17 protein-coding genes are annotated in these 13,075 nt (G+C 44.5%); 6 read left to right on the forward strand and 11 right to left on the reverse strand.

Going from position 1 to position 13,075, the window contains the following annotated elements; genetic code table 11:
* Positions 1-25: 25 nt before the first annotated feature.
* Positions 26-1,516, reverse strand: a complete 1,491-nt coding sequence (locus LCM10_RS05585; RefSeq protein WP_224875172.1) for a BCCT family transporter — start codon at positions 1,514-1,516, stop codon at positions 26-28.
* A gap of 471 nt (positions 1,517-1,987) precedes the next feature.
* Here LCM10_RS05585 and LCM10_RS05590 point away from each other — a divergent pair, with 471 nt between their 5' ends.
* Both LCM10_RS05590 and LCM10_RS20590 read left to right on the forward strand, forming a co-directional pair.
* The gene (locus LCM10_RS05590) at positions 1,988-3,079 is read left to right on the forward strand and encodes an endonuclease (RefSeq protein ID WP_412103377.1); all 1,092 of its coding nucleotides are present in this window, start codon (positions 1,988-1,990) and stop codon (positions 3,077-3,079) included.
* 112 nt (positions 3,080-3,191) lie between these two features.
* Positions 3,192-3,317, forward strand: coding sequence for a hypothetical protein (locus tag LCM10_RS20590; RefSeq protein ID WP_263621369.1), 126 nt, complete (start codon positions 3,192-3,194; stop codon positions 3,315-3,317).
* 70 nt (positions 3,318-3,387) lie between these two features.
* On the opposite strand, the gene LCM10_RS05595 is transcribed toward LCM10_RS20590, so the two are convergent.
* The 3 genes from LCM10_RS05595 to LCM10_RS05605 all read right to left on the reverse strand — a co-directional run bounded on the left by LCM10_RS05595 (position 3,388) and on the right by LCM10_RS05605 (position 4,666).
* On the reverse strand, positions 3,388-3,621 hold the full coding sequence (locus LCM10_RS05595) for a hypothetical protein (protein WP_224875174.1): 234 nt from the start codon (positions 3,619-3,621) through the stop codon (positions 3,388-3,390).
* A gap of 116 nt (positions 3,622-3,737) precedes the next feature.
* A complete protein-coding gene (gene cspD / locus LCM10_RS05600) occupies positions 3,738-3,935 on the reverse strand; it encodes a cold-shock protein CspD (RefSeq protein ID WP_053426876.1) in 198 nt (65 codons plus the stop codon).
* 179 nt (positions 3,936-4,114) lie between these two features.
* On the reverse strand, positions 4,115-4,666 hold the full coding sequence (locus tag LCM10_RS05605; protein ID WP_224875175.1) for a DinB family protein: 552 nt from the start codon (positions 4,664-4,666) through the stop codon (positions 4,115-4,117).
* A gap of 171 nt (positions 4,667-4,837) precedes the next feature.
* Between LCM10_RS05605 and LCM10_RS05610 the strand changes: the two genes are divergently transcribed.
* A complete protein-coding gene (locus LCM10_RS05610) occupies positions 4,838-5,089 on the forward strand; it encodes a DUF2164 domain-containing protein (RefSeq protein ID WP_224875176.1) in 252 nt (83 codons plus the stop codon).
* 32 nt (positions 5,090-5,121) lie between these two features.
* Here the strand turns inward: LCM10_RS05610 and LCM10_RS05615 are convergent, their stop codons facing one another.
* From LCM10_RS05615 to LCM10_RS05625, 3 genes are all read right to left on the reverse strand, one after another.
* Positions 5,122-5,565, reverse strand: coding sequence for a hypothetical protein (locus LCM10_RS05615; RefSeq protein WP_224875177.1), 444 nt, complete (start codon positions 5,563-5,565; stop codon positions 5,122-5,124).
* 513 nt (positions 5,566-6,078) lie between these two features.
* A complete protein-coding gene (locus LCM10_RS05620) occupies positions 6,079-6,708 on the reverse strand; it encodes an NUDIX hydrolase (protein ID WP_224875178.1) in 630 nt (209 codons plus the stop codon).
* 73 nt (positions 6,709-6,781) lie between these two features.
* The gene (locus LCM10_RS05625) at positions 6,782-7,768 is read right to left on the reverse strand and encodes a cation diffusion facilitator family transporter (protein WP_224875179.1); all 987 of its coding nucleotides are present in this window, start codon (positions 7,766-7,768) and stop codon (positions 6,782-6,784) included.
* A 240-nt stretch (positions 7,769-8,008) separates the two neighbouring features.
* On the opposite strand from LCM10_RS05625, the gene LCM10_RS05630 reads away from it, so the two are divergent.
* A complete protein-coding gene (locus LCM10_RS05630) occupies positions 8,009-9,070 on the forward strand; it encodes a DUF3900 domain-containing protein (protein ID WP_224875180.1) in 1,062 nt (353 codons plus the stop codon).
* Between the two features lie 110 nt (positions 9,071-9,180).
* A complete protein-coding gene (locus LCM10_RS05635) occupies positions 9,181-10,005 on the forward strand; it encodes a GNAT family N-acetyltransferase (RefSeq protein ID WP_224875181.1) in 825 nt (274 codons plus the stop codon).
* Positions 10,006-10,049: 44 nt separating this feature from the next.
* Here LCM10_RS05635 and LCM10_RS05640 read toward each other — a convergent pair whose 3' ends face one another.
* Complete coding sequence (locus LCM10_RS05640) at positions 10,050-10,544, reverse strand: metallophosphoesterase family protein (protein ID WP_224875182.1); 495 nt, start codon at positions 10,542-10,544, stop codon at positions 10,050-10,052.
* An 82-nt stretch (positions 10,545-10,626) separates the two neighbouring features.
* On the opposite strand from LCM10_RS05640, the gene LCM10_RS05645 reads away from it, so the two are divergent.
* On the forward strand, positions 10,627-11,262 hold the full coding sequence (locus tag LCM10_RS05645; protein WP_224875183.1) for a class I SAM-dependent DNA methyltransferase: 636 nt from the start codon (positions 10,627-10,629) through the stop codon (positions 11,260-11,262).
* A 32-nt stretch (positions 11,263-11,294) separates the two neighbouring features.
* Here LCM10_RS05645 and LCM10_RS05650 read toward each other — a convergent pair whose 3' ends face one another.
* The 3 genes from LCM10_RS05650 to LCM10_RS05660 form a co-directional block, all read right to left on the reverse strand.
* A complete protein-coding gene (locus LCM10_RS05650; RefSeq protein WP_224875184.1) occupies positions 11,295-11,654 on the reverse strand; it encodes a VOC family protein in 360 nt (119 codons plus the stop codon).
* A gap of 12 nt (positions 11,655-11,666) precedes the next feature.
* The gene (locus LCM10_RS05655) at positions 11,667-12,671 is read right to left on the reverse strand and encodes a S66 peptidase family protein (RefSeq protein ID WP_224875185.1); all 1,005 of its coding nucleotides are present in this window, start codon (positions 12,669-12,671) and stop codon (positions 11,667-11,669) included.
* A 125-nt stretch (positions 12,672-12,796) separates the two neighbouring features.
* Positions 12,797-12,964, reverse strand: a complete 168-nt coding sequence (locus LCM10_RS05660; RefSeq protein ID WP_224875186.1) for a hypothetical protein — start codon at positions 12,962-12,964, stop codon at positions 12,797-12,799.
* Between the last annotated feature and the right edge of the window lie 111 nt (positions 12,965-13,075).

Below are 13,075 nucleotides of genomic sequence, written 5' to 3' on the forward strand. Positions count from 1 at the left end.
CAACGGCTTTTGATAGAAATAATCGCTAGGATGTTTTCTTTGAATCCTTGACATCTTTCTGGAACGACACAACCATACCATACGTCATCACTAAGAGCACGATCCCGAGTGGAAGCGCGGTGATGATGGTCGCTGACTGCAGTCCGCTGTAACCTCCCGATCCCATCAGGATGGCCGCGATCGCAGCGAGGACGATCCCCCAGCTGAACTTCACGAAGAACGGCGGGTTCAGGTTTCCGTTTGAAGTCTGCATGCCGAGTACGAACGTGGCTGAATCAGCAGACGTCACAAAGAATGTGATGATCAGGAATAACGAAATGACGGATAACACTCCGCTAAGCGGCATCAAATCGTAGACGTAGAAAAGGGCCGTTTCCAGACTTTGTCCGGATACATTCATTCCTTTTACGACATCGAAATACAGTCCGGTCCCTCCGAACACACCGAACCACAATGCACAAACGATTGTCGGAACGATGATGACGGCAACGATGAATTCCCTGACGGTCCGTCCCCTTGATACCCTTGCGATAAAGGTTCCAACGAACGGGGTCCAGGAGATCCACCAGGCCCAGTAGAAAATGGTCCAATCCTTCACCCACTGATTATCCTCCTGGATGAATGGAGAGAAACGCAAGCCCATACTTGGAAGTTTTTGTACATAGCTTCCGAATGTCGTCAGGAATAATTCAAGCGCAAACTGAGCTGGTCCCAATACGAGGAAGAGAAAAAACAGGATAACCGCAAGAACCATATTGGCATTACTCAGATACTTGATTCCTTTTGAAAGTCCGGATGCAGCAGATGTAATGAACAGCACGGTGGCAATCCCGATGATGATCAATTGAACGCTGAAGCTGATCGGGATATCGAGCAGGTAATTCAAGCCACTGTTTATTTGCTGTGCACCGATGCCAAGTGAAATGGCGACACCGAAAATCGTCGCGAATACCGCGATGATATCGACAATATAGCCGATTGGACCATAAATTCGTTTACCGATGACAGGATAAAGCGTCGCACTCATGAGTCCGGGCATATCCTTCCTGAACTTATAATAAGCAAGCGCTAGCGCCACGACGGCGTAAATTGCCCAGGCATGAAAGCCCCAATGTAAATATGTATAACGAAGGCCGACTTTCGCGGATTCGATTGTTCCCCCTTCGCCAAATGGCGGTTTCGCATAGTGTGAGACAGGCTCTGACACACCATAGAACAAGAGGCCGATTCCCATTCCGGCACTGAATAACATGGCAAACCATGTCGGTGTTGAGTATTCGGGTTTATCATCATCTTTCCCGAGTTTGATCTTCCCGTATTTACTGAACGCGAAGAACAGGGCTACCACAAAGAAGAACGTGGCGGAGAACTGATAAAACCAACCGAACTTATCAAGGAGAATTCCTTGTATATTGCTCATGACAGAAATTAATTGATCGGGAAGGATGACTCCCCATAGGACGAATATGATTCCAATTGAGATGGATATCCAGAACATCGGTGTAAAATTCTTCAAAAACATTTCCCCTTTCCTTTTTTTACTTTTCTCTTTTTCGTCAGATTTCTCATACTATCACAAACTTAGTAATACCCCAACCCCTTCCCAAATAAACCATTGTTCTCAGGAGGTTTTTCCCATTTGAATACACTATGAATTCCCCTTATTTTTTGAAAGCGGTATCACCCACGATCCTTAAGGAATTGACGCTTCCTCTGATTGATCCTCTTACGAACATCCATAAGCATTTTGACTCAATTTTCAGGTATGATAAAAAAATTTCCACATCCTGCCCAAAACTTCATGTAATCTAAGTAAAAAGACAAGCTTTTACAACAATTATTGGAGGCTAAGAATCGTTCAATCAGTCAAAACGTAATAAAAGGAGGCTACGTGATGCTTAAATGCCGATTTCTACCTTTTCAACTATTCATTCTTCTCGCGTTTCTCCTTACCGGCTGCAGCGATCCGAACGAGAACTCTGTCGACATGGTTTCCAAAACCGTTGACGATGACTTTACCGGGGAAGTGATATCTGTAGAGAACGCCATCGCTCTCCAGGATCAGAGCACCGCTACAGTCACTGGCTACATTGTCGGCCAGCCCGTTTCAGAATCAAAGGTCCTGATAAAGGATTTCACCAATGACTTCGCATTGGCCATTGCCGATACCGCGGATGAATCAGACGTAAACCACATGCTATTCGTCCAAATCCCTCCAGGTTTCAGACAGCCTTTCGGACTGGAGAGTAACCCGAACTCATATGGAAAGAAGCTGACAGTTACAGGAACGTTGACGGGTTATTTTTCAAGACCCGGCCTTAAAAATGCCGAGGAATTCTCTTCGGATGAGCGTTCAGATCCCATCGAAGAGCCGGAGCTACCCGACTCCCCTGAACTCCAAGGATATTATCAACTCGCTGAAGGTAAAACAGGAGCGGACTTGAAAGACGCGCTGCATGAAATCATCGATGACCATCACGAACTCACATATAAAGCGGTATGGGATGCGTTAAAAAAGACAGATGAAGACCCGGATAACCCTGCGAACGTCATCCTTCTGTATACAGGGCGTTCTCAGTCAAAATCGTTGTTTGGGGGAAATAAAGATGATTGGAATCGTGAACATGTGTGGGCGAAATCACATGGTGAATTCGGTACCTCGCCGGGGCCCGGAACCGATTTACATCATCTGAGGCCAACCGATGTTACGGTCAACTCATCGAGGAGCAACCTTGACTTTGACGAGGGCGGCACGCCTCACCCCGAAGCGCCGTCGACCTTCTACGATAAAGATTCCTGGGAACCTCGTGACAGCATCAAAGGGGACGTGGCACGCATGCTCTTCTATATGGATGTCCGTTATGAAGGGGGAGGCGATGAACCGGACTTGGAGTTGAATGATCGAGTGGAAAACAATAAAAAACCCCTACACGGAAAACGTTCCGTCCTTCTCAAATGGAACAAAGAGGATCCTGTCGATGAAATTGAAAAAAGAAGGAATGAAATCATCTATGAACAGTATCAAGGGAACCGGAATCCATTCATCGACCATCCGGAATGGGCTGAACTCATCTGGTGATGGACGTAAGGTTCCAGCGACATAGATTTACATGGGTCACATTCAATAATGAAAAAAGAGCGTATAATCCCTCCGTACTCGGGCATCTTATATCTTGACGGAGGTGATAACCATGACAAACAACAACAACAAAAAGCCACAACAACAAAAAAATGAAGCAGAATTCGCGCAAGAGCAAAACGCTGCTCAAAAAGCTCGTAAAGCTGCTCAACAGCAACAAAACCAAAACAACAAATAATCCAACATAGACAAACAAGCTCTATACTTAAAGAAAGAAGAGACCAAAAATCGGTCTCTTCTTTCTTTCGTTATGAATGCTTCCGTTTACCTTCACCCTCCGCCTTTTTAAAAGGCTTATAGGCAACCAATACGGCCGCTGCCGCAGCAACCACATTGATAAGCGTGCCTATCATTGGATGACCGGTGAAACCGCCTTCTTCATAAAATGAGGTCAAGATCAAGCCTGTTATGATACTAAGAAGAATGCTAATCCCGACAAACACACCTGCGAAAATAAAAAACGGCTTAACATATTTCCACACAATCCTTCACCTCGACTATTTCTTGTGATTAAAGAATTTGATCTATTATCAAAAAAGACAACATCAAAAAAAACAGAGTACGTATGTCGCACCCTGTTTTGAAGTTTGCTATTTAATTACTTTTGAACGTTAGCAGCTTGTGGTCCACGAGCGCCTTCAACGATTTCAAATGTAACGTCTTGACCTTCTTCTAATGTTTTGTAGCCTTCGCCTTGGATTGCAGAGAAGTGAACAAATACATCGTCTTGACCTTCAACTTCGATGAAACCGAAACCTTTTTCTGCATTGAACCATTTAACTTTACCTTGTAGCATAAAACATGTACCTCCTAGTGCAGTTGCACATAAAAAAATTTATATTCTTCTTCGATTAAGCATCAAGACGAATGTTCTTCTATCAAATGAATTAACCGAACAAAAATAATTATCTATACTATACCAGACTGTTTCTTAAAACTCAAGAAAAGGAAAAAAAATAGGTCGAACTGCTGGGTTTATTTCACATTTTCTTGTTCAAGTGTTTTCGCATGGAGCTTTTTGATCATTCGGATCTGTCCGCGATGATTGATCTCATCTTCAAAGACATGGAACCATTTGAAGAAGTTATTCCCCTTCTCTCCGTACCACCAATCCGTTTCTTCGTATAGCCAATCCTCAGGTAGTTCACGGAAATGGCTGATTGTTTTGCTACGGGTTTCACTCAATGTGTCGAGATATTCCGTCACTTCTTTGCCTTTGATCACTTCACCCGCTTTTCCGAGACTTAGTGCCGGCTCCAGTGTATCTGCATAGCTCTCGACCTCATCATCGCTCATATCCTCAAACGTCAGTGCCTGATAAATCTTTTCCACCGCATCGAAATGAGCCAGAAGCATCCCGATCGAGTTTGCTTCGTCATGAATCCTATAATCGAGTTCTTCCACCGATAACCCTTGTACTTCTTGGAGCGTTGTGTGCCTTGCGTAATCCATCATCGACACAAGAAGTGAAAAATCTTTCTTTAGTCCATTCTTTTCCTTGATCAGAAAAATTGAATTCTGTTCCATTCGAAAGTCCCCTTTCTTCTATCCACCTCTTACTATTAGATAAATAATACCCAATTCCTTTCTCTAAACGATTATTCAGAATAGTAAGAATAAAGAGTGTGGAATGGAGAGCCAATCCGCCCCTTGACCGTATGATATGATAGAGACACTAGAAACCATGGAGGGGATAGAATGAGCTACACCAAACTACCGAAAGAAGCGAAAGACGAGATGATCCAAAGGATCCAGACATTTCATTACGAACAGACTGGTGATGAAATAGGGGATCTTGGTGCTGAAAATTGGCTCGACTTCTTTTTGAAGGAGATCGGCCCTTTCTTATATAACCAAGGCATAGAAGATTCCAAGCAGGTATTGATGGATAAGATGCTCCTTATGGAGGATGACTTATACGCGTTGAAGCGGCCAATCGACAGAAGATAACGGTCGGAAATAAGAAAAGTAGAGCAATGGCTCTACTTTTCTTCTACCTTATGGATGACCTTATCATCGATACGTCCGTTCTCGTTGATGATTTCAATGGAAACGGCCTTTTCTTCTTTATCCTTGATAGCCTTCACCAGTTCATCGATTTTCTCAGGCTGCTTGATCTCAACCGTTTTCTGAACTTCATACGTTTCTGCGTTCTGAAGATCCGAGTCGCTCTTTAATTCTTCATCCGTGTAAACAAGGTCCGTCCCCAGGGCATTCCTGATCACCCCACCTTCCAAGTAAAAGCGTGCCTGAAACGTTGTATCCTTCTCAAGATTACGATCGGTCAGCTTCCCATAGAACGTCATCGTCTTCTCTTCCTTATTCACGATGACCTTCCCGTCGTTGATCATCTCTGCTGCGTTCCGATTGCATCCGGATAAGATGATGAGAACGAGCAGGGCCATGATGGTTATTCTCTTCTTCACGATCTTTTGTCCCCCGTACTATGTATATTGATGTTCATAAGCATGCTCGGGCCAAATCTGATTCAGTGCCTTCACATGCCGACTCTACTATTTTACCATATGATTCATGTGAGCAAGGTGGATTATAATGGATTAAACGCGCATGGTATGATGCGGAAGAGAGGGCGGTCTTCTGCAAAAACACCCTCTCTGCTATGCTTTCCCCTTTTTTACACCCACGATGCTACTTCACCACCAAATTCTTGGAGCGAAAACCTTTGTTGCAAACCGCTTTTAAAATGAACAATTTCTCCTGAACACTGAGCATTCTCCATGATTTAGCACGTATGATCATGATTTCTCCTCCAGTCATTCATTAGTTATTCATTGTTTACCTCTTTTTAAACGGCTGCAAACTAAACAAATACCGACATGAAAACAAAGAAAATGACCAACTCCGACAAAACTCATGGTTGAAAGCAGGAACAAAAGAATGATTACTGTCTACTTCAGCGGTCATTTGTAGACATTTGTTCAAGTTTTTTTGTTTGAAATGAGTCCGATGAAGTGATGAAGGATCCTGGCGGTCAATCCCCATATCACTTTGTCGTTATAATAATAAAAATGTTCTTTCATATTCCGGGCCTGAAAGTCATAATTCTCTCCACCTGGAATGCTTTCATAAGGAAAGTTGGCTTCCGGCTCCATCCGGAATGTAATAGTGTATAATTCCGGTTCCTTCTTTTGTAACTCTTCAAGCGGTGAAGTGAAGATTTCCTGCACTTCTGCTTCATTCGGCTTCAAGTCTTGTACATCTACACACAATTTACCGACGAAAGGATAGATGATCGTCCCGAATGGGGATACGAGGTAGTCAAGTGGATGGATATCCGAGATTTGACTATGTCGGATCCCAAGTTCCTCCGAGGTCTCACGAATGGCGGCTGCCTCTGCATCCTTATCCTTCGGGTCGATCCTGCCACCCGGAAAGCAGATTTCACCTGGTTGTCTCCTCATGTTATGCGACCGAACTTCAAAAAGGATATGTGTCTCGCCATTCACTTCGATCAATGGGACAAAAATGGCGAATTCGCTGAACTCTTCGCTGCCAAGGACTTTCGGGGTCCGTCCCCTGACCCGGTGCATGATCTCATCTGCATTCATTCCTCCACCCCCTCTTCACTATCTTTCCATTATAATATGAAGCGTGTAGGTGACCAAATGATACGTTTTTGTATTACCTGAAGGAATACGGATCTTCCCCGTTCTCCCATTTTTGCGCTCCGTCATCTTCTAGAATCCCAAGTGTCGCATCAGAGATATCGGGATCGGATGTCAAATGATCGTGGATTTCAAATTTAATATCATCCGCTTGGGATAATTGAAGCCCCTTTTTCAGCTCCAAGTAGGCCTCGACATGGTAGTACCTTCCTTCCTGGATGATCCTCATTTTATAAATATCCACGACCATTTCATGTTGAAGGATCATGTTCGCCACTTTGTCTTCCACATCTTTCGGGGCAGCGACACCGATCAACCCGATCATATTGTCATACCCGACCCTGAACGCAACGAAGATCATCAAGCAGCCGATGATGATTGTGACAACCCCGTCAAGAAGGTCAAAAGCCGTGAAATAGGATACGGTGACGGCCACGAGGGCAAGTAAAGCACCACTTACGGCGACGACATCTTCATAAAAGACTAGTCGAGTGGGAGGGGACGCCTTTGTTACGTTTGTGAACGCACCCGGGATGATGCCAATCCCTTTCCTGACATCCCTCGATTCTTCCCCGATTTCCTTCATGACCTTCAAAAGGATCGCTCCGTCAATGATAATATTCAACAGTAAGATACAGAGATTGAGCACTATCCCTTTCACTTCGGCAGGATGATTGATTAAGTGAAACCCTTCCTTGATCGTTTCATATGCCATGATCGACACCACGATGACGGCGATCATACAGAACAGATTAATGACCCTTCCGAACCCTGTCGGGAATTTTTCCGTCGGCTCCTTTTCAGACAATACGCTTCCGATAAAGACAAATCCTTGATTGACTGAGTCTGCCAATGAGTGCATGGCTGATGCAAACATCGCCCCGCTTCCACTGAAGATGAAAGCCACTCCCTTCGCAATGGCGAGAATACTGTTCCCGATCATCGCATATAAAGAAGATTTATTCCCCTTCTTCACCAATTCCCAAATCGATTGCTGACTCATACCACAACCCCCTTCTTTCATTCATTTCTGAAATATTCTGCTTTGGCAAGACCGGGACCATTCTAGGATCAGGCAAGATCCGAAAGGCGACCGATGACGCATGCCGAGAAGCACGTTACCATTTACTATCCCTCTAAACCATAAGTTTCATTACAAGATTGACGAACCATTCACGCTTTCTTATACTGAAAAAACAGAACCATTCTAAAAAAATCATTCCCAATGAAATGGAGTCGGAATATGGAATTCAAGATTCAACACCTCTCTTTTTACCTCATACAGGTAGACGGTAATGGAGAGGAAGCAGAAAAACATTTTAAGCATTTTCAAACACTGTCCACGGAACAATATGAAGAAAGCGACCTGAAGACATTCCTGGACGGCGAATTGACGAAGATTGTCAAAAGGAAGGTCGACCGCCATTCCAAATCCGATAACGCTCCCACCAAGATCGGACGTTTCATCACTGAACCAGGCCATGAATTGACGTCCAACCCGAACTATAACTTATTTCATAAAGCAAGGTTTGCCGAGGATAAAGAGACGTTCAGGGAAGCGTGCGATCAGCTGGCCCAAATGTATATCGAAACAAGCGCGATTCGCGGCGGTGCACTGGTCATCGCAACGGCTAAGCTGACCAAATTCTTTGATGACCCTTTTGTCTTCATCATGAAGTGTGATTTCGAACCGAAAGTCGCCCGGATCACCGATGCATCGACCCTTATTCACAACGTCGAGATGGCCATTACCACGAAAAATATGAAATCAATCCAATACCCGTTCATGCCGGAAGAAGGAATGATGGATTCTGCCGAATTGAAAATACATCAAGCCTCCCATGCCCGTTACTTCGAGGATTTCCTTAAGTGGGTCGAATATGAAAAATCGATGCCTGAAATCGTGAAGACACAAGTGTACGGGATGGTCAAAGAACATATTGAAGAGACCTATGTGGAAGAAAGCGATGAGCGCGTCGAATTTGAACAAGCGATGGAAGAATGGGCCATCAGTCCGAAACGGGAACTGCAGGAGCGCTTCTCCACCGAACAGGTTGTCGAGGCAACCACTCAGATTGTGGAACAGTCACCGGAAGTGGAATTAAAAATGAAGCTTGACCATGTTTCAGTCAAAGCCCTACTTTCAGACTTTGGTGACAGCATTCACTTTGCAAAAGTCAACGGTCGGTACATATTGATGATTGAAAGCGAATCCGTTACGTTCGAAAAAGGCTTCTCCCCTCTGGAATTCTTGAAGCCTGATGATCTGCACGACGTCATCGCTCGGATTCAAACGAAAGAATAGACGCGTATTGCCACAGATCCTGTGGCTTTTTCTTTTGGGAAAAATAGCTTGTTAAACATACGTGACTCAACTAAAATAGTAAGAAAATTCATATTTTAGGAGAAACGACCATGCTGACAACAAAACAACTCCATGACATTAAACAACTTCAGGAACTATGCGAAAAAAACGAAAAGATCAAGTTGAAGCTTAATTGGGATATGCTTCAAAGTCGAGAGTCTCATCAGGATGATTATTTCCATTATGAACATGATGAGCTCATCGGATATCTTGCCCTATACGGATTCGGCGACCAATACGAGCTCTGCGGAATGGTTCATCCCCTTTTCAGGAAAAAGGGGATCTTCAAAGGGATGTTTCATCAGGCATTGACTTCATTGAAGGCACGCGACGCACACTCGCTCCTGATCAACACGCCCGGCACATCATCATCAGGCAAAGGCTTTGCCGAAGCAATCCGTGCACGATACGACTTCACGGAATATGAGATGAAATGGGACCCTCGACATCCGATGCCTGATTCCGGAAACGTATCGACAAGAGAAATGATGGAGGATGATATCCCTTACTGCATCAAACTAGATATCGACTGCTTCGGTCAGAAACGCTCCGACGCTGAAGCGATGCTGAAACAGACCCTCACCGAGACCGGACAGAGAAGCATGATGATTCTTGCCGATGGACATACGGTCGGAAAAATCCGCATTCAGCGTATGGAAGGGGAAAGCTACATATATGGATTTGCCATTGACCCCGACTATCAGGGTAGAGGCATCGGAAAGAAAGCCCTCTCACTTGTAGTCAAGGAAGAATCTCTTTGGACCAACCAAATCTTTCTCGATGTTGCAGCCACCAACAGCCGCGCGCTGAAGCTTTACGAAATGAGTGGCTTTCAAACCATCTACAGCCAGGACTATCACCAGTTTGCATTGTAACTGAAATTACAGTTGGAGGTGACCCGGCATCACCTCCAACTGAATCAAGAGTAAAATGCATGCGAGATCGACCACCGGGTGCGATCTTCGATTTCAAGCACGCCGTGGGAAAACATCGGCACCCTCCGTTTATCTGTCGGAGAACCGGGATTGAAGAGCAGTACCCCGCCATGGTATCTCAGATATGGTATGTGGGAGTGACCGAAAATGACCAGGTCCACATCTTCGCCTTTGAACGCTTCCTCTGCCCTCTTTTCAGTCGTCTTTCCTTTCCCGTCCCCATGAACAATTCCGATCCTTACATCATTGATGACCGTCACCCTCTTATCAGGTAGTACACGTTTAATATCATGGCCATCCACATTCCCTGCCACACCGATTAATTCACCAAATTCCTTCAACCTGTTATACACTTCTAAGTCTTGAAAATCTCCCCCATGTATGATGAGTTCGCTTTCTTTCAAATCAGCTATTAGTTCCTCCGGAAAGCACCTTCCCTTCCTCTGCATATGGGTGTCAGATAAGACCGTTATTTTCACTGTTGATCCTCCCTTTCCTTTCACATTTAGAATGTACAACTAGGATTTCCACTATGATGTTTCAAATGGAATCCGAGGTGGAATGATGAAAGTATTACGAATAGAAAGTGGGGATCACATGCCTTTTTCCTTGCAGAAACAATTCAGAGAGCCAAAAGGGCTGATGGGATGGATCGTTGGAAAAATCATGGAGTTCGATAACCGCCGGATCAATAAATGGTCCATACAACGTATCCCCATCCGGAAGGGGGATCACATCCTTGAGGTCGGCTTCGGACCAGGGTATTGCATTGATCGGATAATGAAAAAGCATCCCGGGACTGCTGTTGATGGTGTCGATCTCTCTCCCACTATGATGGATACGGCCAATCATAAAAACAAAAAGGCAGTAGATGAAGGAAGGGTCCGCTTGTTTGTCCATGATATTTGCGAATTTCAGCCGGATAATGTGCAGTATGATCATATTTTCTCAGTGAATAATTATCCTCTCTGGTCAGACAAACAAAAGGCTTTGTCCCATTTGTTTCAGATGATGAAGCCTGAAGGGACGCTCCTCATTACCGTCCAGCCCCGTGGGGAGGAGGAACGAGACAGCAGGGCCCGTAACTATGCCGATGAAATCTCCGGGGAATTGGCTACTGCCGGTTTCAAAAACATCGATATACAGTATAAAAACGTGCGACCAGCTTTGACTGTCTCATTATCATGTACGAAATGAAGTTAAAACTCCCCGAGCGAACAAGGGAATCCTTATCCTGTGCACATCATTAAGAGATTTCCATTTAAGTCCCTGAAATTAAAGTAAGAGAACTCCGGGAATGTGATGATGTTTGATTGGATTTGTACACCTTCCTTGGAGAAATCATCATACACTTTTTCAATGTCTTCAGTGTGAATGTTGCAGATCGGGACCGTGGACGGGGACGGGGTGAATCCGTCTTCCTTTTCAAGCGTCAGGGATGTCTCCCCCATGGCAAATGTATAGACCGGCAATGTATTGATTGAATGATATTGCTCTGGATCGATGGTCAAACCAAGCACATCTCCATACCAGTCAACGGATTCCTTCAAGTCAGCGACAGGGATAAAAACGGTATTGATCTTACTCATCATCATTCCTCCTTATGTAACGGGATGTTCCAGTAATCGAAGGTGGACCCCGTCTGTTCCTGCCCGCAATCTACATCGAATACCGTTCGGCAGGATGAACATCGGATCAGTGTGGCCGAAGTCGAGATCGGTCACGATCGGAAAGGTATACCCTTCCGTCACTCGTTTTACCATTGATGAAAGTTGATCCTCCTTAAACCCTACATTTTCATGAAATCTTCCGATGACCAGTCCACTTATTTTCGAATAAACGCCCAAATGCCTTAATTGAGTCAAATAACGATCAATGGAAGATGGCGTCTCTTCGGGGTCATCTTCAATGAATAGAATCGAACCTTCTAGATCAGGAAAATAGTCGGTGCCTGCCAACAAGAGCAAGGTTCCTACGTTTCCCGCAAACACCCTTCCCTCTGCCGAACCTTCATTGATGATGGAAGGTCCTCCATTCGTGATCCCTTGTCTGGGACGATCATCTTCTTCATCCCACCAAAGATGCTCCATGATCATATGATCGGAATGCTGATACTCAATTTTCTCCCCTTCCACGAGCGTCTTGAGGAAATATTCCTTCGTGTAGGGAAGTATCCCACCGTATTCTCCGAACTGAGGAAGAATCGCTGGTCCAAGATACGTTGTCATGCCAGTCTTTGTATAAATGGCGGTGTGTAGGGCGGTGATATCACTGTACCCCATGAAGATCTTTGGGTGTTCTCGGATGAGACCGTAGTCCAATTTTTCAAGTAGTTGATGGGAGCATGTCCCCCCGATCGTGGTGATGATCGCCTTTACTTCAGGATCCTTGAAGAGTTCATGAAGGTCGGCCACTCTATCGTCAATGGAACCCGCCATATACTCCATCGCCCTTCTCGTATGTTCTCCCACCTTCACCTTGAACCCAAGGTGCTTCAGTTCTTCAATGCCCCTCTTTAATCGTCGGGGACAATAGGCAGCCACCGGTGAAGAAGGGGAGCAGATCCCGATGGTATCTCCCTTTTGAAGTTTTGCCGGAATGTTCATGTTCAATATCCTTTCTACTACCAATTCCAATATACAGATTCAGATTAACTGAATTTTCCAAACGGTTCAAGTATGTACTTATTAAAAAACAGCCAGCCCTTCGATAAGGACTGACTGTTTGTTCATTATTGTTCAGCGTTGCTATCTTCAGTTGTGTCTTCTGTATTGGATTCTTCATCCATTTGCTCTTCCGTTCCATTATCTTCTTCATTGTCACTGCTGCATCCTGCTGCAAAACCGATTACTGATACCGACATTAAAAGCATGAAAAACCATTTCTTCATTGATTTCATTTGTTATAGCCTCCTAGTAAGATGCATTTGTACTACACCTCTACTATATCGATTTTCCATCGAGAAAGAAGGCTTTTTACCAATTATTAACTTATCTTTAGGATGGCTTTA

This window comes from Rossellomorea aquimaris, from assembly GCF_020171925.1.
In the GTDB taxonomy this organism is placed as follows: Bacteria; Bacillota; Bacilli; order Bacillales; family Bacillaceae_B; genus Rossellomorea; species Rossellomorea aquimaris_F.

Bases quoted from the DNA above. Each gene is read 5' to 3' on its own strand.
- LCM10_RS05650 (WP_224875184.1), bottom strand. From the start codon at position 11,654: ATGAGTAAGATCAATACCGTTTTTATCCCTGTCGCTGACTTGAAGGAA.
- LCM10_RS05655 (WP_224875185.1), bottom strand. From the start codon at position 12,671: ATGAACATTCCGGCAAAACTTCAAAAGGGAGATACCATCGGGATCTGC.
- LCM10_RS05645 (WP_224875183.1), top strand. From the start codon at position 10,627: ATGATGAAAGTATTACGAATAGAAAGTGGGGATCACATGCCTTTTTCC.
- LCM10_RS05625 (WP_224875179.1), bottom strand. From the start codon at position 7,768: ATGAGTCAGCAATCGATTTGGGAATTGGTGAAGAAGGGGAATAAATCT.
- cspD (WP_053426876.1), bottom strand. From the start codon at position 3,935: ATGCTACAAGGTAAAGTTAAATGGTTCAATGCAGAAAAAGGTTTCGGT.
- LCM10_RS05635 (WP_224875181.1), top strand. From the start codon at position 9,181: ATGCTGACAACAAAACAACTCCATGACATTAAACAACTTCAGGAACTA.
- LCM10_RS05590 (WP_412103377.1), top strand. From the start codon at position 1,988: ATGGTTTCCAAAACCGTTGACGATGACTTTACCGGGGAAGTGATATCT.
- LCM10_RS05630 (WP_224875180.1), top strand. From the start codon at position 8,009: ATGGAATTCAAGATTCAACACCTCTCTTTTTACCTCATACAGGTAGAC.
- LCM10_RS05610 (WP_224875176.1), top strand. From the start codon at position 4,838: ATGAGCTACACCAAACTACCGAAAGAAGCGAAAGACGAGATGATCCAA.
- LCM10_RS20590 (WP_263621369.1), top strand. From the start codon at position 3,192: ATGACAAACAACAACAACAAAAAGCCACAACAACAAAAAAATGAAGCA.
- LCM10_RS05620 (WP_224875178.1), bottom strand. From the start codon at position 6,708: ATGAATGCAGATGAGATCATGCACCGGGTCAGGGGACGGACCCCGAAA.
- LCM10_RS05660 (WP_224875186.1), bottom strand. From the start codon at position 12,964: ATGAAATCAATGAAGAAATGGTTTTTCATGCTTTTAATGTCGGTATCA.
- LCM10_RS05605 (WP_224875175.1), bottom strand. From the start codon at position 4,666: ATGGAACAGAATTCAATTTTTCTGATCAAGGAAAAGAATGGACTAAAG.